The 23,681-nt window shown below is 53.6% G+C and carries 23 protein-coding genes and 1 pseudogene; 14 read left to right on the top strand and 10 right to left on the bottom strand.

All coding sequences use genetic code 11. The annotated features are described in order from the left end of the window. Positions 1-134: 134 nt before the first annotated feature. Positions 135-1,439 (bottom strand): OprO/OprP family phosphate-selective porin, encoded by a 1,305-nt coding sequence (locus FIV45_RS04975; RefSeq protein ID WP_099471293.1) that lies wholly within the window; start codon positions 1,437-1,439, stop codon positions 135-137. Positions 1,440-1,694: 255 nt separating this feature from the next. Here FIV45_RS04975 and FIV45_RS04980 point away from each other — a divergent pair, with 255 nt between their 5' ends. The 7 genes and pseudogenes from FIV45_RS04980 (at position 1,695) to phoB (ending at position 8,473) form a co-directional block, all read left to right on the top strand. Then, positions 1,695-2,750, top strand: coding sequence for an ATP-binding protein (locus tag FIV45_RS04980; RefSeq protein ID WP_099471294.1), 1,056 nt, complete (start codon positions 1,695-1,697; stop codon positions 2,748-2,750). A 110-nt stretch (positions 2,751-2,860) separates the two neighbouring features. Further along, entirely contained in the window at positions 2,861-3,886 is a 1,026-nt protein-coding gene (locus FIV45_RS04985) for a substrate-binding domain-containing protein (protein WP_099471295.1), read from the top strand. A gap of 85 nt (positions 3,887-3,971) precedes the next feature. Continuing rightward, positions 3,972-4,874: pseudogene (pstC, locus tag FIV45_RS04990) on the top strand (phosphate ABC transporter permease subunit PstC); the annotation flags it as partial. Continuing rightward, on the top strand, positions 4,867-6,132 hold the full coding sequence (pstA, locus tag FIV45_RS04995; RefSeq protein ID WP_204602023.1) for a phosphate ABC transporter permease PstA: 1,266 nt from the start codon (positions 4,867-4,869) through the stop codon (positions 6,130-6,132). The pseudogene pstC and the gene pstA, both read left to right, overlap by 8 nt. 71 nt (positions 6,133-6,203) lie before the next feature. After that, the gene (pstB, locus tag FIV45_RS05000) at positions 6,204-7,028 is read left to right on the top strand and encodes a phosphate ABC transporter ATP-binding protein PstB (protein ID WP_099471899.1); all 825 of its coding nucleotides are present in this window, start codon (positions 6,204-6,206) and stop codon (positions 7,026-7,028) included. A gap of 10 nt (positions 7,029-7,038) precedes the next feature. After that, the gene (phoU, locus tag FIV45_RS05005) at positions 7,039-7,746 is read left to right on the top strand and encodes a phosphate signaling complex protein PhoU (RefSeq protein ID WP_099471297.1); all 708 of its coding nucleotides are present in this window, start codon (positions 7,039-7,041) and stop codon (positions 7,744-7,746) included. Between the two features lie 19 nt (positions 7,747-7,765). Then, entirely contained in the window at positions 7,766-8,473 is a 708-nt protein-coding gene (phoB, locus tag FIV45_RS05010) for a phosphate regulon transcriptional regulator PhoB (RefSeq protein ID WP_099471298.1), read from the top strand. Here the strand turns inward: phoB and FIV45_RS05015 are convergent. From FIV45_RS05015 to FIV45_RS05030, 4 genes are all read right to left on the bottom strand, one after another. Next, positions 8,470-8,967, bottom strand: a complete 498-nt coding sequence (locus tag FIV45_RS05015) for a flavin reductase family protein (RefSeq protein ID WP_099471299.1) — start codon at positions 8,965-8,967, stop codon at positions 8,470-8,472. The genes phoB and FIV45_RS05015 overlap by 4 nt on opposite strands. A gap of 68 nt (positions 8,968-9,035) precedes the next feature. Next, entirely contained in the window at positions 9,036-10,262 is a 1,227-nt protein-coding gene (locus tag FIV45_RS05020; protein WP_099471300.1) for a styrene monooxygenase/indole monooxygenase family protein, read from the bottom strand. A gap of 18 nt (positions 10,263-10,280) precedes the next feature. Beyond that, positions 10,281-11,066 carry an SDR family oxidoreductase gene (locus FIV45_RS05025; protein ID WP_099471301.1) on the bottom strand — a complete coding sequence of 262 codons (786 nt, stop codon included), beginning with the start codon at positions 11,064-11,066 and terminating at the stop codon, positions 10,281-10,283. Between the two features lie 121 nt (positions 11,067-11,187). Then, positions 11,188-12,168, bottom strand: coding sequence for an AraC family transcriptional regulator (locus FIV45_RS05030; protein WP_099471302.1), 981 nt, complete (start codon positions 12,166-12,168; stop codon positions 11,188-11,190). 251 nt (positions 12,169-12,419) lie between these two features. On the opposite strand from FIV45_RS05030, the gene FIV45_RS05035 reads away from it, so the two are divergent. Then, complete coding sequence (locus FIV45_RS05035; RefSeq protein ID WP_204602024.1) at positions 12,420-14,030, top strand: phytoene desaturase family protein; 1,611 nt, start codon at positions 12,420-12,422, stop codon at positions 14,028-14,030. Positions 14,031-14,034: 4 nt separating this feature from the next. Here the strand turns inward: FIV45_RS05035 and FIV45_RS05040 are convergent, their stop codons facing one another. After that, entirely contained in the window at positions 14,035-14,475 is a 441-nt protein-coding gene (locus tag FIV45_RS05040) for a MarR family winged helix-turn-helix transcriptional regulator (protein WP_165776895.1), read from the bottom strand. A 68-nt stretch (positions 14,476-14,543) separates the two neighbouring features. Next, positions 14,544-15,917 carry an FAD-dependent oxidoreductase gene (locus FIV45_RS05045; protein ID WP_099471304.1) on the bottom strand — a complete coding sequence of 458 codons (1,374 nt, stop codon included), beginning with the start codon at positions 15,915-15,917 and terminating at the stop codon, positions 14,544-14,546. A 152-nt stretch (positions 15,918-16,069) separates the two neighbouring features. Here FIV45_RS05045 and FIV45_RS05050 point away from each other — a divergent pair, with 152 nt between their 5' ends. The 6 genes from FIV45_RS05050 to FIV45_RS05075 are packed head-to-tail and all read left to right on the top strand — an operon-like array spanning position 16,070 to position 21,808. Next, positions 16,070-17,692, top strand: a complete 1,623-nt coding sequence (locus FIV45_RS05050) for an AMP-binding protein (protein WP_099471305.1) — start codon at positions 16,070-16,072, stop codon at positions 17,690-17,692. Next, positions 17,689-18,879 (top strand): thiolase family protein, encoded by a 1,191-nt coding sequence (locus FIV45_RS05055; RefSeq protein ID WP_099471306.1) that lies wholly within the window; start codon positions 17,689-17,691, stop codon positions 18,877-18,879. Before FIV45_RS05050 ends, FIV45_RS05055 begins: the two co-directional genes overlap by 4 nt. Continuing rightward, complete coding sequence (locus FIV45_RS05060; protein ID WP_165776896.1) at positions 18,879-19,256, top strand: Zn-ribbon domain-containing OB-fold protein; 378 nt, start codon at positions 18,879-18,881, stop codon at positions 19,254-19,256. Before FIV45_RS05055 ends, FIV45_RS05060 begins: the two co-directional genes overlap by 1 nt. Next, on the top strand, positions 19,253-19,981 hold the full coding sequence (locus FIV45_RS05065; RefSeq protein ID WP_099471307.1) for an SDR family oxidoreductase: 729 nt from the start codon (positions 19,253-19,255) through the stop codon (positions 19,979-19,981). The genes FIV45_RS05060 and FIV45_RS05065 overlap by 4 nt, the downstream gene beginning before the upstream one ends. 26 nt (positions 19,982-20,007) lie before the next feature. After that, positions 20,008-21,318: an aromatic ring-hydroxylating oxygenase subunit alpha gene (locus FIV45_RS05070; RefSeq protein ID WP_099471308.1), complete on the top strand. Its 1,311-nt coding sequence runs from the start codon at positions 20,008-20,010 to the stop codon at positions 21,316-21,318. Between the two features lies 1 nt (position 21,319). Next, positions 21,320-21,808: an aromatic-ring-hydroxylating dioxygenase subunit beta gene (locus FIV45_RS05075; protein ID WP_165776897.1), complete on the top strand. Its 489-nt coding sequence runs from the start codon at positions 21,320-21,322 to the stop codon at positions 21,806-21,808. Between the two features lie 44 nt (positions 21,809-21,852). Here the strand turns inward: FIV45_RS05075 and FIV45_RS05080 are convergent, their stop codons facing one another. The 3 genes from FIV45_RS05080 to FIV45_RS05090 form a co-directional block, all read right to left on the bottom strand. Beyond that, entirely contained in the window at positions 21,853-22,215 is a 363-nt protein-coding gene (locus FIV45_RS05080; protein ID WP_204602025.1) for a helix-turn-helix domain-containing protein, read from the bottom strand. Further along, on the bottom strand, positions 22,188-22,577 hold the full coding sequence (locus tag FIV45_RS05085; RefSeq protein ID WP_099471311.1) for a hypothetical protein: 390 nt from the start codon (positions 22,575-22,577) through the stop codon (positions 22,188-22,190). Before FIV45_RS05085 ends, FIV45_RS05080 begins: the two co-directional genes overlap by 28 nt. Positions 22,578-22,746: 169 nt before the next feature. Beyond that, positions 22,747-23,655 (bottom strand): LysR family transcriptional regulator, encoded by a 909-nt coding sequence (locus FIV45_RS05090; protein ID WP_099471312.1) that lies wholly within the window; start codon positions 23,653-23,655, stop codon positions 22,747-22,749. Positions 23,656-23,681: the final 26 nt, after the last annotated feature.

The raw sequence follows: 23,681 nt of genomic DNA on the forward strand, positions 1-23,681 counted from the left end.
GACAATACCCATGGTCTGCTGCTGAATTCGGGCGCGGTCTTGGCCGCACGGGGCCGCAGGGGGGACAAAACAAAGCGGCGGCCCAAATGAATGGGTCGCCGCCATGATATCTTCGAGAATAAGGCCGGTAAGAACTACCAGTCAACCTGGGCCCGGAAGCCGATGGTGTCGACCTTGTTCTTGCCGTTGACGTCATTCTTGCTGACATCAGTTGCGTTTTTGATGTTGGCGTGTGAGTAGTTCATCATAAACCGTGTGTGACGGTTCAGGTACCAGTTCAGACCCACCAGGAAAGTATCCTGTTCGCCGCCGAAGAAAGTCTCGTCGGTCAGGTCAATGCGGTCAAAGCGGGCAGCAACCTGCCAGGCGCCCATTCCGCCTTCAAAGACAGGGTTGTTGACTTTGATGCGCTGGAAGGAACCTTTGCTGCCTTTATAAGCACGGGATTCGCCGGTCAGCATGTAGCTGGCTTCGATGTAACCACCATTGAAGGTCGGATCATTTTCGCCGGTTGTCGGAGTTTTGATATTGGCTTTAACGAAAGCCCATTCGCCTTGAAGGGAGATAGGGCCCATAACGCCGGCGGCTTCAAAACCGAAGAACGTATCTTTATCGGCGAATCTGCCTGTATCAATGTAACGGTTTTGAGCCAGATGAGCATGTGGCCGTTGACGGTAGCGGATGCTGCTTTGATCGTCGCCCTTATTCTGATGACGGAAGGAGGCGCCAAGGTGAAGCTGTGTGTCGCCCATTTTGGGTCCGTAGGTCACACGGCCGGCAAAGGTCAGACCTTCGTCTTCATCATCGGTTGCATTGGCACCGCGGAAAATGCCGACGTTAACGGTATAGTCCTTGCCACTGGTGCCAAGGCCAAGGCCGATCTGGCGAGCGAGGGAGAAGGCGTCGGTGAAGGAGGCGCGTTCCATGAATGTGATGTAACGGGAACTGGTCTGTTCTTCCAGGGAGTTTGGAGTTTTGAACTGACCGACTTTGACCGCCAATGGACCTTTCCACTGAATGTAGGCATCTTTGACATCGACTTCGTTACCGGCGAAATCGGCTTCGAATTTGTATTTGACGTCTTTCCAGGCTTTACCTTCGATGCCGAGGCGTGCGGTTCTGAATTCTGTAGCCTGAGTGTTTTCATTGTCCTGCTGGTCATTGATCCAGGCAGTGTCGACATAAATGCGGCCGCGCAGGTTCATTTCAAATTTGCCGTCCGGGCTTGAAATGGACGGGGCTGGCTCCCACTTAACTTTTACGGGGCTGCCGCTAGATTTCTCTGACTGTTTTTCGAGCTTGGCTTCGAGTTCTTCCAGTTTTTTACGCAGGTCGGATATCTCGTTTTCAACGGTTCCCGCCGCTTGTGCCGTTGCGGTCGCAGCTAAGAAGATTGTTGTCAGCGCAGTGGCTGTGATGGCTTTATTGATCAGTCTCATGTTGTTTCCTCGTATGTTGCATTGCAAGGGTGCAATAGAAAGTAATACCCAGTTAATAAGACCAGGTTAATATACCCGGCGTTTGTTTGCAGAGGCAGAATTAGTCCGGTGGAATGATCGGCGCGTGGCGATTATGTGACAGGACTGTTACAGGTAACTTATAGCGGCTTGTCAGCCGGATTCTATTGGTTCATAACTAGGATTACGTACGTATCATCAATGCGAATTCAGTCATAGCGCGAGAGCAGGAATATTATGAGAAATATTGCAGACCAGAAAGTTAAAACCCCTTTTTACGGCTCTGAATCACTTGACAGCCTGCCTCTGCCGGTGATTCTGATCTCCTCCAACTGCATTTTGTTGGCGGCCAATAAAAGAGCGCGCGAAGTATTTAACGGTTTCCGCGCCGGCGAACCGCTCTCCAATATGATTACGGACAGTTACTTTCTCGAAGCCTGTGCCCGGGTATTTGAAAAAAACGAAGCAATGGAATGCGAAATTGTACGGACGGTTCGGCGTAAACGCACCTTTCAGGCCAGTATCAGCCCGTTTCAGAGTAAAGAAGGGGATGGCGCCTATATTGCAATTTATGAAACCACGGCGGCGAGAGAAGCCGAAAGAATGCGGGCTTCTTTTGTTGCTGATGTCAGTCACGAACTGCGCTCTCCTCTGACAACGTTGATTGCGACCATTGAAACCTTGCGGGGCAGGGCAGGAGCCAACCCGGACACCCGGGCGCGATTCATTGAATTGATGGCTCAGGAAACCGAACGCATGCACGGTATTGTCGATGATTTGTTGAGCCTGTCGGCCACGGAAGCCGTTGAGCATATTCTGCCGAATCAAACCGCCAATTTGTTGCCGATCATGACCAATATCGCCAAAGTGCTATCCACCAAGGCACGGGCCAAGGGAATGGATATCGTGCTGGAGATTGAAGACGACCTGCCGGATATGCGGGGTGAGTATGATGAACTGTATCAGGCGATTTATAATCTGGCGGAAAATGCCATCAAATATGGCGAATCGGATTCCAATGTTACCTTGCGGGTGGATGTTACGGAGCATAGCATGGAGATTAAAGTCCATAACTATGGGACACCGATACAGGAGAAGCATATTCCCCGTCTGACCGAACGATTCTACCGGGTCGATAAAAGCCGCTCCCGGGATCTTGGCGGTACGGGATTGGGGCTGGCGATTGTAAAGCACATCATTAATCGTCACCTTGGAGAGCTGAATATCACCAGCAGTGAAGAGGGCGGGACGACATTTTCCGTTACTTTCCCGGTGATGCCGGAAGAAAACTAAGGTTTTATTTCATAATGATGGCATGTAACGTTCTTGTAATATTTCTGTAAGTTGACGGTCTTATGGCCCGGGTAGTTTCTCCTTAGTTTCACACAAAGAGAGAAATTGAGATGAACCTAAAATCAATTACAATCAGTGCAGCGCTTTTGGCTGCTTCCGGGGTAGCAGCGTCCGCAGCGGATCAGATTCGTATCGTCGGGTCTTCAACTGTTTATCCTTTCACAACAGTTGTTGCTGAGCGTTTCGGCCGCACCACAAAATTCGCCACGCCAATCGTTGAAAGCACAGGCACAGGCGGCGGTTTCAAACTGTTCTGTGAAAGCGCCGCATTGGATACACCGAGTGTCTCAAATGCGTCCCGTGCGATTAAGTCTTCAGAAACAGCTCTTTGCGCCAAAAACGGGGTAAAAGATATTATTGAAGTGAAAGTCGGATATGACGGCATTGTTTTGGCCAACGCCAAATCTGCAGCGACTTTCACTGTTACGACAAAAGACATCTTCCTGGCTCTGGCTCATGAAATTCCTGATGCTTCCGGCAAGATGATCCCGAACCCGAACAAAACCTGGAAAGATGTGAATTCCGCTCTGCCAAACATGAAAATCGAAGTGCTTGGCCCACCTCCCACATCCGGTACACGTGACGCCTTTCAGGAACTAGCGATGGAAGGTGGCTGTAAACAGTTCCCTGAAATCAAGGCCATGAAAAAGAAAGACAAGAAAGCCTACAAAAAGATTTGTCATAGCGTCCGCGAAGACGGGGCCTATATCGAAGCCGGTGAAAACGACAACCTGATCGTGCAGCGTCTGCAGGCTAATCCAACTGCTCTGGGGATCTTCGGCTTCAGTTTCCTTGACCAGAACACAGATACTGTCAAGGCCGCTAAAATTAACGGTGTGAATGCCACATTCGATAATATTGCTGACGGGTCCTATCCGATCTCCCGGCCTCTGTTCTTCTATGTCAAAGGCGCTCATGTGAGCAAAGTTGGTGGTCTGGCGCAATTTGTTACAGAATTCACCGACGATAAAGCCAGCGGTGATGAAGGTTACCTGTCCGAGCGGGGTCTGATCCCGATGAGTTCTGCTGAACGCACAGCGTTACGGGACCAGGTTCTCAGCCGTTTGTCCAAGTAAAATGGCATTAACGTTTAGATTGGCCGTATAAATGAGTGGAATTCGTGAAATGGGTGAAGGACTCATCCAACGAAGAAGTCGACCACTGGAGCAGATCATAAGGGCAGCCCTTGTGATCTGTTCTGCCGTCGCCGTTTTCGTGACGATCGGGATAATTCTGTCCTTGCTGTTCGAAACAATCCGTTTCTTCAGTCAGGTATCGATTATCGATTTTGTCTTTGGTACCAATTGGTCGCCTCAGACTGCAATGCGGGAAGATCAGGTTGGCTCCACAGGCGCCTTCGGGTTTATTCCCTTGCTGACGGGAACGTTGCTGATCAGCTTCATTGCCGTGGCGATTGCCGCCCCTTTCGGAATTTACTCCGCGGTCTATCTTGCGGAATATGCAAAACCTGCACATCGGGCAGTGATCAAGCCGACGCTTGAAATACTGGCCGGTATTCCTACCGTTGTTTATGGTTTCTTTGCCGCGATCGTAATTGCTCCGGCGCTCAGGTCTGCGGGGGCCAGTCTAGGCCTTGACGTAGCGTCGGAATCGGCGCTGGCGGCGGGACTGGTTATGGGGATCATGATTATCCCGCTGGTATCATCTATTTCCGATGATGTCATTCGCGCGGTACCACAGGCGCTCCGCGAAGGGTCTACGGGACTGGGGGCAACCCAGTCAGAAACGGTTCGTAAAGTCATCCTGCCGGCAGCTTTGCCAGGCATTACCAGCGGCATTTTGCTGGCGGCGTCCCGGGCGGTCGGGGAAACCATGATTGTGGTGATGGCGGCCGGACTGGCGGCGAACCTGACGTTTAACCCCCTGAATGCGGTAACAACAGTGACTGTGCAAATCGTTATGTTGCTGACCGGGGATCAGGAATTTGACAGTGCAAAAACCCTCGCGGCCTTCGCCCTGGGACTGGTGTTGCTCTGTATCACATTGGTCTTCAATATCCTGGCCAGATGGATTGTCCTTAAATATCAGGAAGAATATGACTGATTTATCTTATATATCCCCTCTGTCGGCAGCGTCGATGCCGGGGCTCAAGAAGCGGTACAAGACGGAACGCTTCTTCCGTATGACAGGCCTGGCGGCGATTGTCGCCAGTCTTGGCTTTCTGGCCTTTCTGATGCTCTCTATTTCCATACAGGGCATGGGGGCGTTTTTTAAAACAGAAATCCGGTTCGAGGTAGAACAGACCTGGATAGAGGATGCAGCAGGGGACAGTTACAGTCTGCTGCGGAACATCATGGGTAATTCTGATCCGACGGTTATCGGACGCACGGCAAAGCGCGAATACAGACGCCTTGTGGGTGCGGATGCGGAAGAAAAACTGAGAAACGAGATCATCGGGCAGGAAATTGCCACGGATGGTCCCGTGGTTATTTGGCTTCCGGCGTCGGATGATGTCGATGTGGCGGTCAAGGATGGCCTGGGCACCACGGCGAGTGGTGTGGATACGGGGCAACTGAGCCAGCGGCAAGTGGACTGGATCATGGGACTGACGGCGGGAAACCGCATTCGCACTGATTTCAATATGGGCTTTTTGTTGAATGGCGATAGCCGGGATGCGGAACGGGCCGGGGTCGGGGGGGCCTTGCTGGGATCCTTATTCACGTTGATCATTTGTTTTGTCCTGTCCTTTTTCGTTGGCGTCATGGCGGCGGTTTACCTCGAGGAATTCGCCCCCAAGAATAAGGCGACCCTGTTTCTAGAGGTCAATATTAATAACCTCGCGTCGGTGCCGTCGATTATATTTGGCCTGTTGGGGTTGGCGATCTTTCTGAACGGTTTTGGGCTGCCGCGGTCATCTTCGCTTGTGGGCGGGATGGTCTTGGCGCTGATGACGTTGCCAACCATTATCATCGCGTCCAGAGTGTCACTGCGGTCAATTCCGCCGTCAATCCGGGAAGCGGCCCTGGGGCTTGGCGCGACAAGGGTTCAAACCGTTTTCCATCATGTTGTGCCGTTGGCATTGCCTGGTATGTTGACGGGTGCCATTCTGGGAATGGCCCGGGCTTTGGGTGAAACGGCTCCTTTGTTGATGATTGGCATGGTGGCCTTTATCGCCGATCCACCATCCAGCTTTACTGATCCTGCAACGGCCATGCCGGTCCAGATTTTTCTCTGGTCTGACAGCCCGGAACGGGCATTCACCGAAAAGACTGCAGGGGCGATCATGGTCCTTATTGTCTTTCTGATCCTGATGAACCTTGCGGCTGTTTTGTTGCGTAAGAAATTTGAGAAGAAGTGGTAAGAGATATGAACAGCTACGTTGATGTCAAAACAGCTGAGCAGGCTGAAAAAGAAAGTCGTGTGAAGATGGATATGAGAAAGAATGTTGAGGCGCCAACCAAGTCTGCGCCCGGGACCGAAGCATCCGCTGACGACGCCGTGGTTTATAAGATGAAAACATCCGATGTTTGTGTCTCTTATGGCGGTAATCTGGCGCTGAAAAATGTTAATCTCAACATCAGGGAAAACCGGGTAACCGCTTTGATTGGCCCGTCTGGTTGTGGCAAGACCACCTATTTGCGCTGCCTTAACCGGATGAATGACTTGATTCCGACCTGCAAAGTTGAAGGGTCGATCAAGCTTGGCGAGCATGACATCTACGACAGGAATGTCGATGTGGAAGTCCTGCGTCGCCGCATCGGGATGGTGTTCCAGAAACCGAACCCTTTCCCGAAGACAATTTATGAAAATGTGGCATATGGCGCCCGGATTCACGGTTTGGCGAAAGGCAAGGATGAACTGGACGCGATCGTCAAGAAAAGTCTGCGCCGCGCCGGGCTCTATGACGAGGTTGAACACCGTCTGGATGCGCCGGGCACCAGTCTGTCCGGGGGGCAGCAGCAGCGGCTTTGCATCGCCCGCGCCATCGCCATTGAACCGGAGGTGATCCTGATGGATGAGCCGTGTTCGGCTCTGGATCCGATTGCCACGGCGAAGATTGAAGAATTGATATATGAACTGAAAGAACGATACACAATTGTGATCGTCACCCATTCCATGCAGCAGGCCGCCCGGGTGTCGGATTATACGGCCTATTTCCATTTGGGTGAATTGGTGGAAGAGGGCGAGACCAACCATATCTTTACCGCGCCACAAAATTCGAAGACAGAAGCCTATATTACCGGCCGGATTGGCTAGGAGACAACAGATGACACATGAACATATCGTACAGGCTTTTGATGATGAACTGGATGACCTGATTGCCAAGGTTCTTGAGATGGGTAACCGGGCACAAAAGCAACTCAATGAATCCATCACCAGTTTGCTGGAACAGGATCTGGATCTGGCGCAAAAAGTGATCAGTGATGATCGCACCATTGATCAGCTGGAATTGGAAGTGGCGACGGCCGCTACGGAAATATTCGCCCTGCGCCAACCGATGGCGGCGGACCTGCGCTCTATCGTGGCGGCGTTCAAGATCTCCAGCGATCTGGAGCGCATCGGCGATCACGCGAAAAATATCGCCAAACGCACCGCGACCATGAAACAGGTGCCGCTGGTGGCGGAAGTTGGCTCTAATCTGCGTCACGCCAGTAAACTGGTGGAGATTATGATCGAGGATGTGTTGCAGGCTTTTGTCAGACGCGACGCAGAGGCGGCAATCAAGGTCTTAAGAGCAGATCAGGAAGTTGACCAGCTCTATACCAGCATGTTTCGGGAGATTCTGACCTACATGATGGAAGATCCGCGTTATATAACCGCCAGCACCCATTTACTGTTCATCGCAAAAAATATAGAACGTATGGGCGATCACGCCACGAATATTGCCGAGCAGGTTTATTATGTTAAAATGGGGCATTATTTTGAAGGTGAGCGTGAGAATGCTGACCAGGCTGCCACTGTAATTGTAGAGTAGAAACGACGGAATTTATGCTATGGCTTTAGATACATTGTATATTTTGATTGCGGAAGATGAACCTCGGCAAGCCGAAATTCTCAAATTCAATCTGGAAGAAGAAGGTTTTCGGGTTGGTTTGGCGCCGGACGGCTTAAAAGCGCTAGAGATGATTGATGAGGCGCTGCCGGATTTGCTGATCCTTGACTGGATGTTGCCGGAAGTATCCGGTATCCGCATCATGAAAAAACTGCGTAAGGAAAAAGAAACAAAATCCTTGCCGGTGATCATGCTGACGGCGCGGGGGGAAGAAGATGACCGGGTGCGCGGTTTCGAGGTCGGGGTCGACGATTACGTGGTCAAGCCCTACCTGCCGTCCGAACTGGTGGCGCGGGTGCGGGCTGTGCTGCGGCGCTCTCATCCTGAAATGCAGGAAGAGAAAATCGAATATGCCGGCATCGAACTTGATCTGGTGAAGTTGCGGGTCAGCCGTGACGGTGACCCGGTGGAGCTGGCGTCGACAGAATTGCGGCTGTTAAAAGCCCTGATGTCCCATCCGGGGCGGGTTTTTAGCCGCAACCGTCTGATTGATCTGGCGTGGGGAACGACGATTTATCTCGAAGATCGCTCCGTCGATGTGGCGGTGCGGCGTCTGCGCAAGGCGCTGAATGAAGGCGGTAAGGCCGATATCATCCGCACCGTGCGCAGCGAAGGTTACGCCATTGAAGAAAGCGCCAGCCGCTATTAAGAGGCGGCTTTGAGGCCAGCGTAATTACCATTGGCATAGAGCAGGGGGGCGACGTCGGAATTATACTGCAGATCTGTGACTTCGCCGATGAACAGACTGTGGCTGCCAAAGCCTGTCACTTTCTTCACAGTGATGAAAATATTGGCCTGGGCTTCCTCAAGGAAGGGCAGGCCATTTTTCATGGACCATTGGCCAAGCGTGAATTGATCTTCACCACTGCCCGGACGGCTGAAATGATTTGAAATATTTTCCTGACTTTGATGTAAGAGATTGATGCAGAAGGTATCGCTCTTTTCCATAAGGTCATGAAACTTTGATCCCTTGTGGACACATACCAGCATAGACAGCGGTTCAAAACTGACACAGGTGACAGAGGTGGCGGTCATGCCGAGGCGGGTGTCTTCTGTGGCGGTGGTGATGATGCTGACGGTGGCGGCCATGCGGCGCATGGTTTGGCGAAAATTTTCCTGCAATGCAGTGACGGTTTCGGTCATGGTTTATCCTTGATCAGGGCGGAGGAGGGAAGTCCCTCCTCCTGCAGATGAAATTCAAAGTCCTAAATTTACGAGGCGACTTTTTTGAGGTACTCGTCCGCCGCCGCGGGATCCATGAACCAGGGGAAGAAATCACGTGGATCGTTAAAGCCATCGACTATTTTTTGCGCAGTTTCAGGGTGTTCTTCGGCGGCGCCCAGGATCTGCAATACATGCGGGGGCGGGGGCAACAGGAAGGCGTTGGTCCAGTCGACGACAAATTTGGCATAGTCCCAGAACTGATCAAAAGTCTGTTGCATCCAGGCTTCGTCAAAGGCTTGGTCACCGCGGGCAATGATACTGTCAAAGAAGATTTTGGTGCATTTGGTGGCGTTGTTGGAGCCTTGACCGGTGATCGGGTCGTTCAGGCAAATGCTGTCGGCAAGACCAAGCACGATCTGACCTGAGGGCAGACGGCCAACGGGGTTGCGAATGGTTGGGGGAAAGCGTCCGGCAAGTTTGCCATTATCATCGGTCAATTCTATTTCATGGCAGCGGTCGGCTTCCCAGGGCAGAAATTTTTCGAGAATGGTCTTGCTGACTTCAAGGTGTTCTTCTGGGGAGGTTACGCCGCCCCAGCAGTCCATTTCGCCACCGGGAATGCCTTCGAACACCATGATGTCGCAAGGGCCGGTCGTGGTCAGGGCCGGGAAGGAGAAATATTCACCAACTCCGGGGATCAGGTTAAAACAGACGGCGCTGTGATCCGGGCGCGGGGTCATGTTTTTTACATAAGTCAGACCAAGAGCGCGCATCGGTTTATCGAAGGTGCTTTTCGCCGCATCCCGTTCAAACATTTTACCGATATCGCCTTTGCCGGACGCAACCATCACCAGATCACTGTCGCGGGCGATATCTTCGAGACTGTCAATGGTGACATCATCGATAATCAGTTTGCCGCCGAGCCGTTCGAATTCGTTCATCCAGGCGGGCATTTTGACCCGTTGGTCAACGGAATTGGCATGACCGGTTTCAAGACGCGCGGCCCAGTTTATGGCCTTGGTGCCATCGGGGGCGGCAACGGTCAGGGAGATGCCCTCGATCGGGGGACATTCATCATCCCAGAAGTCCAGCCCGAAATCCCGCTCGATATCCAGCGCGGCATTGAACATGGCCTGGGATGACAGGATGCCGCCGTTGTAGACCTCGTCGCCGGTGCGGTTGGTGATGATGGTAACGTCGTAGCCCTGTTTTTTCAGGCCGATGCCCATAAGAAGACCGGATTGACCGGCGCCGATGATGGTGATTTTACGCATAATGAATTCCTTTGTCGTTTATTCCGCCAGTTTGCTCAGGGCGTCTGTTTGCTGTTCCGGGCCCAGGGCTGTATAACCGCCATCGACCGGCAGATCGGTGCCGGTGATAAAACTGGCGTGGTCGGAACAGAGGAACAGAACTGCATCGGCGACTTCCCGCTGATCGCCCACCCGTCCTGTCATATGGAAAGGGGCGGCGACCTGATCGGTCTTGGCGCGATTGCCGTCAGTCACCTGATCCATGATCGTGCACCAGGTCCAGCCGGGGGAAACCGTATTGACCCGGATGCCGTCTTCGGCAAGAAGAAGTGCTTCATTGCGGGTCAGCTGATGGATGGCGCCCTTTGACATGGGGTAGAGGCATCGGCCGGGTTGGGCGACCTTGGCGCTGATGCTGCCAAAATTGACCACGGCGCCTTTGCTGGCTTTCAGGTGAGGCCGGGCGTATTGCACCAGCATAAATCCGCCGGCGGCATTGATGTTCAGTGCCTCGAGAAATTCTTCCCGGGTGGAATCCATGCCATTGTCGAGATAGGTGCAGGCGGTGTTGACGACAAAATCAAGCTGCCCCCAGGTCTCGACCGCGGTCTCGACGGCGGCTTTCAGGTCGGCGTCATTCATGACATTTGTGCGGACAAACCGGACCGCCTCTCCGAGGTCTGACGCCAGGGCTGCGCCGGCTTCTTCGGCGATGTCGGCGATGATGACCCGGGTGCCGGCCTCGACAAAGGCGCGGGCGACTTCAGCTCCGATGCTGGTGGCGCTGCCGGTGATGATGGCAACCTTGTTGCTTAATCCCTTCATGATATATTCCCTATGTTTTATGGTGTGGGAACAGTGAAGCAGATCAGCCGAAAGGCAGCTATTCAGTAACTGCAGAGGTTATTCAGTCAAGGCAGGATTGGCTATGCGGGGTGTGGCAGGCCTAATGAATGTTGTTTTTCAGGGTTTCTGACGGGCTCTCGCCGTAAACCTTTTTGTAGGATACGGCAAAACGGCCGAGCTGATTAAAGCCCCAGCGGGTGGCGATGGTGGTGACGTTGGCACCGGGAGCAGCGGCCTGTAAATCTTCCCGCACCTTGGCCAGGCGCATCTCAAGGATATATTTCATCGGCGTTGTGCCGCGAAAGCTGTTGAAGCCGTTATAGATAGACCGGGGACTGACCCCGGTGACCGCCACCAGGTCGTCTATGGAAATGGCGTCTTTCAGATGGGCCATAATATAATCTTCTGCCCGGCGCACATGTTTTGGCGCGGCGGTGGCTTCGCGGGCGTTTAGTTGCGCCTGATAATTATGCTGGAAGGAAAACAGCAGACTGGTCAGAAGATTACGTTCCAGATCTTCCAGCAGGAAATGCGACCGCCAGGGGTTCATATCCTGATCCAGTTCATTGATCAGGAACCAGATTTGCCGCCACCAGACCTGAGCCTGGGCGTTCTGATCGGCACTGACCCTGTGGTCAAACAGGATCGGCTTGTCAATGGGCCGCATCAACAGGCGGGACAGGCGTTCTTCCATGGCTTCGCGCTTGATCTGTACCAGCAGCTTCTTGCAGTCCTTGTTCCAGCGCATGCGGGTATATTCCGACGGATTAATCGCCGATGAAACCCCGGGGGTGCTGTCAAATTCATCGTTATTAACGCATATGCGGGCGGCGCCATCCACAGGCAGTTGAAACAGGAAGAAATTCTCCAGATAGCCGGGGTCGACGGTGACGTCGGAACCATATTCCATGTAATTGAGGGAGACAGAGGACAGTTTGGCCCGGTTATGCAGGGCGTCAACCCGGCCTCTGTGATCCGGAGTCAGGGTATGATCGCAATAGACGTTACTAACAATCTGGCGCGCTTCGTCCGCCTCATAGGTGTGGAACAGTTGAAATTTTTCGAGTGGTTTCTGAACCATAATCGTGTACTTCCCTGAAATGACCGCCCCCGGTATCGTCTTGTGACGTTATTTTATTCGATCAGAATAGCACAAATTATTTTACTGGTGAAATAATTTTCAGGGCCGGACCGGGCTGATATGTGCATATTTTGCACAATATGTGCGAAAAATGCATAATTCCATCCGTCGCAAGGGAAACCCATATCCTGCGGGGCAGGGAATTGGTTAAGGAATAAGGTCTGTCGTTTTATATCTAGGGAGAATAAACCATGGGCCAGTATATGGCACAAGCCGAACCGCATACTTCAGATTTTATCATCGTGGGCAGCGGGATTAATTCTCTGGTGGCGGCGGCGCTTTTGACGGGTCAGGGCCACAGCGTGTGTGTGCTGGAGCGCAATGACTGGATCGGCGGCTGCATCAAGACCGAAGAACTGACTCTGCCGGGCTTTCGTCATGACGTATTTTCCGGCTTTCACCCGTTGTTTGTCACGTCGCCCGCCTATGCGGAGTTGGGGGAAAGTCTACACGCTCATGGTCTGGAATATGTCAATACGACACGGCCCACAGCGGCGGTGTTGCCGGACGGGCGGCAGTTTACCCTGACCACATCGCGGGCTGAAAATCTGGCGGCCCTGTCCGAAAAAGACGCGTCAGCCTATGCGTGCGCCATGGCCGATATCGAGCAGAATACGGATATCATATTCGGTCTTCTGGGCGCGGACCTGTGGAAATTTTCCACCCTGAAACTTATGGTCAAAGCGGCCTGGGTGAGGGGGGTACGCGGGCTGTCGGATTTCTTTGGCATGTCTATGGACAATTGCGCCCATTGGCTGAGAAGCAGTTTTGATGCGGATGATGTACAGGCCTGTATCGCCCCGTGGATATTGCACACCGGGTTGGCACCAAACAGCCCCTTGTCTGGGCTGATGGGCAAACTGATCTGTTTCACGCTGGAGGTCGCCGGAATGCCGATCGTCAAGGGGGGAAGTGGCAATTTCGTCGCCGCTTTCAGGTCGCTGATCGAATCCCGGGGGGGGACTTTCCATACCGGACGGGATGTCACCGAAATTATAGTGAAAGACAATCAGGCGCAGGCGGTAAAATGCGGTTCAGGAGAAATTTTTACCGCCAAAAAAGCGATCATCTGTAAAGCGATCATCTGTAATGTCACGCCGACCCAACTTTATGGTGACCTCTTGGCGAAGGTACCGTTGCCTGCCGAGGTGAAAAGTCAGGCGGAAGCCTATCATTACGGCAATGGCGACATGCAAATTCATCTGGCGCTGGACGGCGATGTTGCGTGGCAGGATCCGGCGTTAAATAAAGTGGCGATGGTGCATCTGACCAGCGGGATTGACAGTGTGTCCCGGGCGATTAATGAAGCCGAACGTGGCCTGCTACCGGCGGAGGCCACAATTGTGGTCGCGCAACCCACGGCGCTGGATGCGAGCCGCGCGCCCGCAGGGAAATCCATTCTGTGGTTGCAGTTGCAGGAACTGCCCTATCATATCAAAGGTGATGCGGCGGGTGAGATTGATATTCCGGCAGGCGGGATGTGGGACGAAGTAACGAAGGAGGCCTACGCCGACCGGATCATAGAGCGTCTTGCCCGTCATATTCCCGGCCTGAAACAGCAAATTCTGGCGCGGGCGATCCTGAGCCCCCGCGATCTGGCGCGGGCCAATATTAACCTGGTGAAGGGGGATCCTTATTCCGGCGCTTGTGGGATTGAGCAGTTTATGCTCTGGCGGCCGCTGAAGGCGACGAAGAATCATGCGACCCCGGTAAAAGGGCTCTATCATATCGGGGCATCGACTCATCCGGGACCGGGTCTGGGCGGTACGTCAGGTTATCTGGTGGCGAAAGAACTGGGGTAGGGGATTATAGACGTTCAATCAGGGTGGCGAGCACTCTTTTGAGAATGGCTTCTTCCTCGGCGCTGTAATCTTTGAGGATTTCACGCTCATGTTCCTTGGCCTGGTGCAGAAGTTCGGCGACTTTTTCCCGGCCCTTGGCGGTTATCGCGACCTTGACAGAACGGCGATCCTGCCGGGAGTGTTGACGTTCAACCAGCTGTTCTTCTTCCATACGATCAAGGGCTTTGGTCAGGGTGGGTTGTTTCATCAACACCGTATTGGCCAGTTTGCCGATCGGCACCTTGTCATAATCGCTGAGGGACGCGAGTATCCGCCAGCGCGCCCTGTCAAAACCGGCGGCTTTCAATGTGGCGGAGAAGTCTTCCGAGACCAGATGACTGGCGCGGGCCAGCAGGTAAGACAGGAAGTCATCAAGGAATTTCGGGTCGTTATCTTTATCCGTCACGGGTTTCTTTCCGGGTTGGTCATCGGGCTTCCGAACAGTAGCGGAAGCCCGGTGCAAAGCAAAGATTTTTATTGGGGCCATAGAGACGGCAGGGTGCGGTCCCATTCTTTCCTGTTTTTGGTTGCTTCCCCGGTGAGCGCGTAGCCAACGACCTCGCCGACCTCGTCACGATAGAGGGCCTCTACATCATTGCCCTTGACCTGAATGTCCCAGGCGCCAGAAATATGGGCCGGCGGCGGCGCGACGACCACCGGGCAGGTGGGTGTCTTGACAATCACCGGCATAACTGTGGACGTGACAGCGGTTTTCTCGCCTGTCAGGGTCCGCGCCAAGGCCTTGGCCGCCAGCAGCAGCGGTTCCACATACATCAGGTTCAGCCCGTCGACCTCGGCGCAATCACCCAGGGCGTAGATGTCCGGGGTGGAGGTTTCCAGATGGCGGTTGACCGTGATGCCGCGCTGGGTCGTGAGCCCGGTCCTCTCGGCAAGCGCCACATGGGGCCGCAATCCGACCGCGGACAGTACGAGATCAGCGGAAAGAGGATCACCCTGGTCCAGCTGTACCTTGAAGTCGTTCGTAGATTTGTCGCCGGATTTGGAAATGGCGGTGACTTTGTGGTTGAACCGGAACTGCGCGCCTTTCTCCGTCAGTGCCCGTTCCAGCGCCCGTCCGGCCTCTTCCGGCAGCAAATTTGGCATGCAATGCCCGAAAGCGTCAATCACGGTCACCTGCTTGCCATGATTGAGCAGGTCATTGGTGAATTCACAGCCGATCAGGCCGCCGCCGATGATGACGACCTTCTCGGCTGACGCCAAAGCCTGGCGATAGACGCGATAATCCAGCAGATCATTGACATGCAGCAGCTGATCCGTCGCGTCACCTGCAAAAGGTGGCCTGATGACGCCGGCGCCGGTGGCGAGCACCAGTTTCGAATAGGTTATTGTCTCGCCGCCTGCCGTCACTGTTTTAGCCTCGGGGTCAATCGTGCGAACGGTGGTGAAGGCCTTCAGGGTCAGGGCGAGATCGGTTTCTATTTTTTTGGTGCTGGCCATCACCAGATCATCCGGGCTTTTGCCGGTGGTCAGGCCGGAGGACAGGTTGGGTTTGTAATAGAGGCTGCCATCGTCGCGGGTGATCATCATCACGGGGGTCGTGGTGTCATGCTTGCGAAATTCCTTGGCAAGGTTATGGGCGGCGAGGCCGGAGCCGATGATCACAACCGGATCCTGAGCGGACACAATGGCCGCGGCCGCTGTTGCCGGGGCAGATTGAGGGGCTTTTACCTCAACCATTTCAAAATCTTCTTTGCCAACACCGCAATCAGGGCAGGTCCAGTCATCGGGAATGTCTTCCCATTTTGTTCCCGGCGCCAGGCCTTCTTGCGGATCACCGAGCGCCTCATCATAGGTCCAGCCGCATACCAAACAAATCCATTTTTTCATGACATACCCTTATTGTAAATGACCAGAATATTCCCGTTTCTCGTATTTTTATATGAAAAATAAAATTATTCCTTTTCATATATATTAAATATGTTAAGCTAATTGTCAAGAATCATAAAAAAACATTAACAAGTGATATACAGGGTCCCCGAATGAATAGTGTATATGATGTCTTTAAAAGCAGTCGCGCCCGGTTCGGATCGCATGATTTCTTACATATTCCAGCGAGTTCCGCCCAAAAATACCATACTGGCGCGATAGATTACACCTATGATGCCGCAGATGACGAGATTGCGCAGTTAGTACAGGTATATATCAAGGCAGGCTATGGGGTTGGCCATCGGGTGGGGCTGTTGCTTGATAACCGCGCCGAATTTTTCTTTCACTGGCTGGCTCTGAACGCGCTTGGTGTTAGCATTGTACCTCTGAACGGCGAGTTTTCGATCGAAGAAATGGCCTATGTAATTTCTCATAGCGAATGTGATCTCCTGGTGAGTCTGGCTGAAAAGGCCGATCTGGTTCAGGCGGCGGTAGCGCATTTCCAAGGCAAAATACCCGTGATCGGGGCGGAAAGCTTTTCAGCTGTACCCTGTCCTGATAAACCCCGGGAAGATAGTCTGGTGGCGCAGGACACAGAATGCGCCATGCTTTATACATCGGGCAGCACGGGGCAGCCTAAGGGCTGCATCTTGAATAACGATTACTTCATTGTTTTTGGCGAATGGTACCGGGATGTGGGGGGCTTGTGCGCGTTGCGTCCGGGGCAGGAACGGTTGCTGACGCCTTTGCCGCTGGTGCATATGAATGCGCTGGCCTGTTCGACCATGGGCATGCTGATGACCGGGGGCTGTATTATTCAGCTCGACCGCTTCCATCCCCGCAGCTGGTGGCAGACGGTGGGGGAATCGCGGGCGACCGCATTACATTACCTGGGCGTTCTGCCCGCCATCCTGTTGAATATTGCTGAAGGCCCTTATGACCAGGCGCATCAGGTGCGCTTTGGATTCGGTGCCGGCGTTAACCCAAAACACCATGCCCGTTTTGAGACGCGTTTCGGTTTTCCGTTGATTGAGGCCTGGGCAATGACGGAATCCGGCGCGGGCGGCTGTATCGTCGCAAGCCATGAACCGCGCCATGTGGGGGAATGTTGCTTCGGCAAGTTATCTGATAAGGTGGCGATCAAGCTGATTGACGAAGCCGGTGATGAAGTGCCCGAAGGTATCCCCGGTGAATTGCTGGTGCGCGCCACCGGGGATGACCCGAAACGCGGTTTCTTCTCCCATTATTTCAAGAATGAACAGGCGACAGCCGAGACCTGGAAAGACAACTGGCTGCATACCGGCGACGTGGTGCGGCAGGGGCCGGATGGCTCGCTGTATTTCGTCGACCGGCGCAAGAATGTCATCCGGCGCAGTGGCGAAAATATTTCGGCATTGGAAGTGGAAACCGTTCTTTCCCTTGATCCGGTGGTGGACAAGCTGGCGGTGGCCCCTGCCTATGATGAAATTCGTGGCGACGAGGTGATGGCCTGTATTGTCCTGAAAGAAGGCGTTGTCCCCTCAGAGGATCTGGCGCGGGAAATTTTTGACCGCAGCATGGATCAGCTGATATATTACAAGACGCCGGGCTATATCGCCTTTGTCGAAGAATTGCCGTTGACGGCGTCCCAGAAACTGAAACGCGGCGAGATGAAGGGCCTTTGTGCTAAACTGATTGAGGCCGGGGCCGCCCATGACCTCCGGGCTTGCAAAAAACGCAGGAAGGTGAGTGCATGACGATAGTCTCGCGAAAATCCCCCGCCCCCTATGACGGTGTCGCTTTGGTCGCGCCGGTCACGGTGCCCTATAGCCGGTTCAGCGACAAGGGCGCACAATGGTTCTTTGGCAAGGCGTTGTCGGCTTTGTTACAGTCGGCGGGCCTGAACAAGGCGGATGTTGACGGGTTGGCGGTCTCAAGTTTTACGCTGGCGCCGGATTCCGTGATTAGCCTGACGGAATATTTCAAGATGTCGCCGCGCTGGATCGAACAAATTCCTTTAGGCGGCGCATCCGGCGTAATCGCGCTGCGCCGCGCGGCCCGGGCCGTGCAAATGGGCGATGCAGACGTCATTGCCTGTATCGGCGCCGATACCAACAGTCCCGATGGTTTTCGGGATCTTGTGGAAAATTTCAGTACGTTTTCGGCCAGTTCGGCCTATCCTTACGGTGCGGCGGGACCCAACGGCGCTTTCGCCCTGATCACCCAACATTATATGGATCAATTTGGTGCCACCCGCGAAGATTTCGGCGAGATTTGTCTGGCGCAACGCTATAACGCGCAAGCCTACCAGCATGCCCTGATTAAAAAGGATCTGGATCAGGCGGGCTACCTTGCGGCGCGCCCCATTGCCGGACCAGTCCATATGTTTGATTGTGTCATGCCCTGCGCCGGAGCGGAAGGATTTCTGGTGATGTCGGTGGACCGCGCCAGATCGCTCGGCCAGCCCTATGTGGTGATCGCTGGGGCCGGGGAACTGCATAACGCCTACGGCGATGATCCGTTGCAGACCCGGGGCGGCTGGGTTGAATTCGCGGCAGACATGTATGCCCAGGCCGGACTTGGTCCGGAAGAGGTCGATCTGCTCTATACCTATGATGACTATCCGGTGATTTCCATACTGCAGATGGAAGGTCTGGGCTTTTGCGACCAAGGTGATGCGCCCCGTTTCGTCCGCGAGACCAATATGCGCTATGACGCCGGTATGCTGGCGCACAACAGTTCCGGCGGGCAACTGTCCGGCGGGCAGGCAGGCTCGGCGGCGGGCTATATGGGCGTGGTCGAGGCGATGCGGCAATTGACCGGCAGGGCGCTCGGCAATCAGGTGAATGATCCCTGTATCGCGCTGGTCAGTGGTTATGGCATGGTCAATTATGATCGCGGGCTATGCAGCACGGCGGCATTGCTGAAAAAGGGAGACGTCTGATGACCGATCTTATTCTTCCCCAATGCGGGGCCTGTGGGACTGTGATTTATCCCCGGCGGGAAATCTGCCCCGACTGCCTGTCGGATGATATCGCCGATCAGACCATGACGGCTGAGGGCGTCTTGCTGGCCCGGGTGGATCTGCAGCATAGTCTGGAGCCGTATTTTCAGGATCATATGCCCTGGCCGACCGGTACAGTGCAGCTTAAACGTGGCCCGGTGATGATTGCGCATTTGGTGAACGGCGCCCTCACGACAGGGGCTGCGGTGGATATTCAACAAATGATGGACATTAAAGGCCGTCCGGTGATGGTGGCCGTGCCCTTAGGCAGTCCGACCTTCACCTGGGCGGATGTGGAAAAAGGAAGACAGATATGACGGAACAATTATGCGCCGTGGTCACAGGCGGAAGCGCCGGTATTGGCGCCGCGATTACCCAACAGCTGCTGGAAGATGGTCACAAGGTGATCAGTCTGGCGCGGCGGGCGGCGGATTTTACTCACGATAACCTGATTTCTTATGAAGTCGATCTGGCGGACCGGGCCCAGACGGCGGCGGTGGCGGCCGAGATTGCCGCAAAATATGATGTGACCCTGCTGGTCAATAATGCCGGGGTGATCCGTCCTGATCTTATCGAGGATGTCAAATTGGAAGATCTTGATTATCTCACCCAGTTGCACCTCGGAGCGATGATTACCCTAATCCAGGCCTTTTTGCCCGCGATGAAGGCGAAGAAGTTTGGCCGTATCGTCAATATGTCCTCCCGCGCCATTGTCGGGCTGGCGACCCGGACCAATTACGCCGGAACCAAGGCGGCGATCATCAGCATGTCGCGCACCTGGGCCTTAGAACTGGGGCAACATGGCATCACCGTCAATGTGATCGCCCCGGGCCCGATCGTCACCGACATGTTTACCGAAGTTATTCCGGAAGACAGCGACAAGGCGCGGGCCCTCGCCAACAGTATTCCGGTGAAACGTCTGGGGCAGTCCGATGATATCGCACGCGCCACAGCTTTTTTTCTTGATAAGAAAAACAGTTTTGTCACAGGCCAGACCCTGTTTGTCTGTGGCGGCACCAGTTTGGGATCAATTTCCTTGTAAAGCATAGAATGGAGAATGGAAAAACGATGAGTAAAACCATAGAAGACATCAAGGCGCTGGTGGAGCCCACCCGCATTCACCGCAGCCTCTATACCGATCCTGACCTGTTTAATCTGGAAATGGAGCGGATTTTTGAACGCACCTGGGTTTATCTCGGGCATGAGAGTCAGGTCAGGGAGCCGGGAGATTATCTCACCGTCAATGTGGGCAGACGACCGGTGATCATGGTGCGCGACAAGGACGGCAACATCAACGTGCTGCATAACCAATGTACCCATCGCGGGGCCAAGGTGGCGGGCAAGACCTGTGGCAATGCCCGGGCATTTCGCTGCTGCTATCACGGCTGGACCTTTAAAACCGATGGTACTCTGATCGGTGTGCCCCATAAAGACGGTTATGAACAAACCAATTTTGACATCAAGGACCCGGCCTTTAGTTTGAAAGTTGTGCGTTCGGAAAATTATCGCGGTTTTGTTTTCGCCAACCTGTCCGAAGAGGGACCTGACCTTAAAACCTTCCTTGGCGATGCGGCAAGTTCGATCGATAATATGATCGAGCGGTCGCCAGAAGGCGCGATTGAAATCACCGGCGGCGTGCTGCGGTTCCGGCATAATTGTAACTGGAAACTGTTTGTTGATAACCTCAATGACACCATGCATCCGATGGTCACCCATCAGTCGGTGGGCGATGCCTGTCAGGCCTATGTGGATGAACTGCCGGAAGGCGCGCCTAAAACCAACGAGGCCGATATCATCTCCCCCTTCGGCAGCAGCTATCAGATGTTCGACGAGATGGGGGTTTCGGTTGGGCCGCATGGACATGCCTTCACCGGCGGCGAGGAAAGCATCCACAGCAATTATATGGACATTCCCGGCTATATGGAGTCTATGGAGGCGACTTACGGCCCCGAAAAAGCCCGTCAGATCCTGTCGATTAACCGCCATAACACCATCTATTATCCGTCCCTGACCATTAAGGGCGCCATCCAGTCGATCCGCATCGTGCGGCCGATTTCGGTCAACGAGACGGAGATCGAAACCTGGACGTTCCGCCTGAAGGGTGCCCCGGACGAAATGCTGCACCGGACCATGCTTTATTCCCGTCTGATCAATTCGCCGTCCTCCATGGTGGGCAGCGATGATCTCGAAGCCTATGTCAGGCTGCAGGAAGGCTTGATGTCCGGCGGTACGGAATGGGTGGATATGTCACGCTTTATAGGCCGGGAAGAACATCCCGAGGGCAATATGACCCGCGCCATCGGCACCAGCGACATCAGCCTGCGTAATCAGTATGCCGCCTGGCTTGACTATATGACACATGAGAAGGAGGTCGCGTAACATGACCATCAGAAATTGCCCGGATGTCAGTGAACTGACCAGTTTTTTATACCATGAGGCGGATTTGCTCGACCAGACAAACTTGCGGGAGTGGATTGATCTTTATAGCGAAGAGGGCACCTACTGGATGCCGGTGACGGTAGATCAGGCGGACCCGTTGAACCATATTTCAATCTTTTATGACGACAAGGCGATGATGAAAATCCGCATGCATAATCTGGGACATGCCCGGGCGCCGTCAAAGGAAAATCCTGTGCGCTCGTCCCATATCATCGGCAATGTGCGATTAGTGGATTTTGACAAGAAAACCGGGAACTGTGTTGTGAAGTCCAATTTCCAGGCGGTGGTTTATCAGACGAGCCAGACTTTGTTTGCCGGCAGCTGTACCCATGATCTGGTGTGGGCGGGGGATAAATACCTGATCCGGCAAAAACGGGTCGACCTGATCAATTGCGACGCCTCCCACAGCACGATCATCAATTATATCTGAGGTGGGGTCGGTGGCGAAACACACAGTTTCGCCACTGAATTTCATTAAGCTGTTAGCCAGTTTGCCAGATAGGCCCCTAACATCGCGCCGACCATTAAGGCACCCAACACCAGGATAAAAATTCCTTTGGGGCTTTTGGGTATGAAAAAAGGAATAGCGTCCTGAGCTTTTGGCAAAAGCGACGCCTGCTCGATATCAAGAGCAGCTGCCAGGGCCATAACGGTTTCTGAAGAAGCGACCCCTAGATTTTCTACCCTCTGGATTGTACGCAAGCTTATATCGCATGCATCTGCCAAATGTTGTTGACTCCAACTGCGGGTCGCACGGTGGTCCTTTATGATGTCTCTATTGATTTCCAACGTATCACTTTCAAAATAATCTACAGATTGAAATATTCGATCATCCAACCAACGCCATAGCCTGCAACCAAGCCAATGCAAAGTGACGTTAGAAGGATGATAAGAAAGTTTGTTACGCCTCCGCTATAAAGCCCTTTTTCTTCCCGACCGATGACATGATCGTCTTTTAAAACCAGACATTCAACCCGCCCGGCGAAAGGGGAGGTCACATTGATATTAACTTCGTAATTATGATCGTTCCTTGCAAACTTATAGCGGGAAGAAAAGCCGTATTTCTTTTTCTTCGATATCAGTTCATCATTGAAGAAAATAGATTCTGTTCCTGTCCAGGCGCTCGCCTTCATGGTGATGATATCGTTACCGTCTGTGAAATTATAGAGATACCCATTCACTATGCCCGCACTGCTCATGTTTTTTCCTTCGGCGCTCTGTGTTATTGTTTCTGTTGTCATTGTTTATACTTTCTGTTGTTGTCGAATGACTAGACGTAAACCACAGAAAATTTAGGTTGAGGTCGACAGAGTTACGACAGCGCCGTTTTTTTTAAGACGACAGTTGAGTGTCGTAAGACCGAACCCCTTACCACGCCTCATCCCAATAGGGTTCGCCGCCGAAATGACTTTTCAGGAAATCAATCAGGCTGCGGACCTTTTGCGGCAGGTGGCGGGTCTGGGGATAGACGGCAAAGACGCTCAGGCCCGGAAAATGATGATCATTGAGGAGGGGGACGAGCCTGCCCTCGCGCAGATCCCGCCAGATGATAAAGGTCGGGGAGAGGATAATACCCTGACCGGCCAGCGCGGCATCTTTCAGGAAATCACCATTATTAGCCGTCATTTTGGCGGGCAAGTTGACGGACTGCATCTGGCCTTCCGGGGAGATAAAGCGCCAGGTTATATCGTCTGTATTGGAATATTGCAGAATATCATGCTGCTTGAGATCATTTGGTTCTTTTGGGGTGCCTTTGCGGGCGAGGTAGGCGGGACTGGCGCAGAGCAGAAGGCGCACCGGGGCGATCTTGCGTGCCATCAGGCTGGAATCTTTCAGATTAGCGATGCGAATGGCAATATCGAATCCCTCCGCCACCAGATCGACCTGCCGGTCATTAAAATCCATATGAATGCCGAGGTCGGGATGCTGTGTGGCAAAGGCCGTGATTGCCGGGCTGAGATGTTGCAGGCCGAAACTGAGCGGAGCCGATATCTTCAGGCTGCCGCTGAGCGAAAGTTTGCTGCAGGTCGTGGCAGCGTTAATCTCTTCCACTTCCGCCAGGATCTGCACGGCGCGATCATAATAGAGCCGCCCGGCTTCTGTTAGGCTGGAGGTGCGGGTGGTGCGATTGAGCAACTGTACCCCGAGCCGGGTTTCCAGATCCATCAACCGTCGGCTCATGGCCGATTTAACCACGCCTTGCCGTTGCGCCGCCTGGCTGATGCTGCCGGCGTCGACAATGCGGACAAAACTGTCCATATCTTCGAATTGACCCATGTTTTATTGTACTCCAAATAAGAACA

The sequence above is a fragment of the Paremcibacter congregatus genome, from assembly GCF_006385135.1.
GTDB classification, from domain to species: Bacteria; Pseudomonadota; Alphaproteobacteria; order Sphingomonadales; family Emcibacteraceae; genus Paremcibacter; species Paremcibacter congregatus.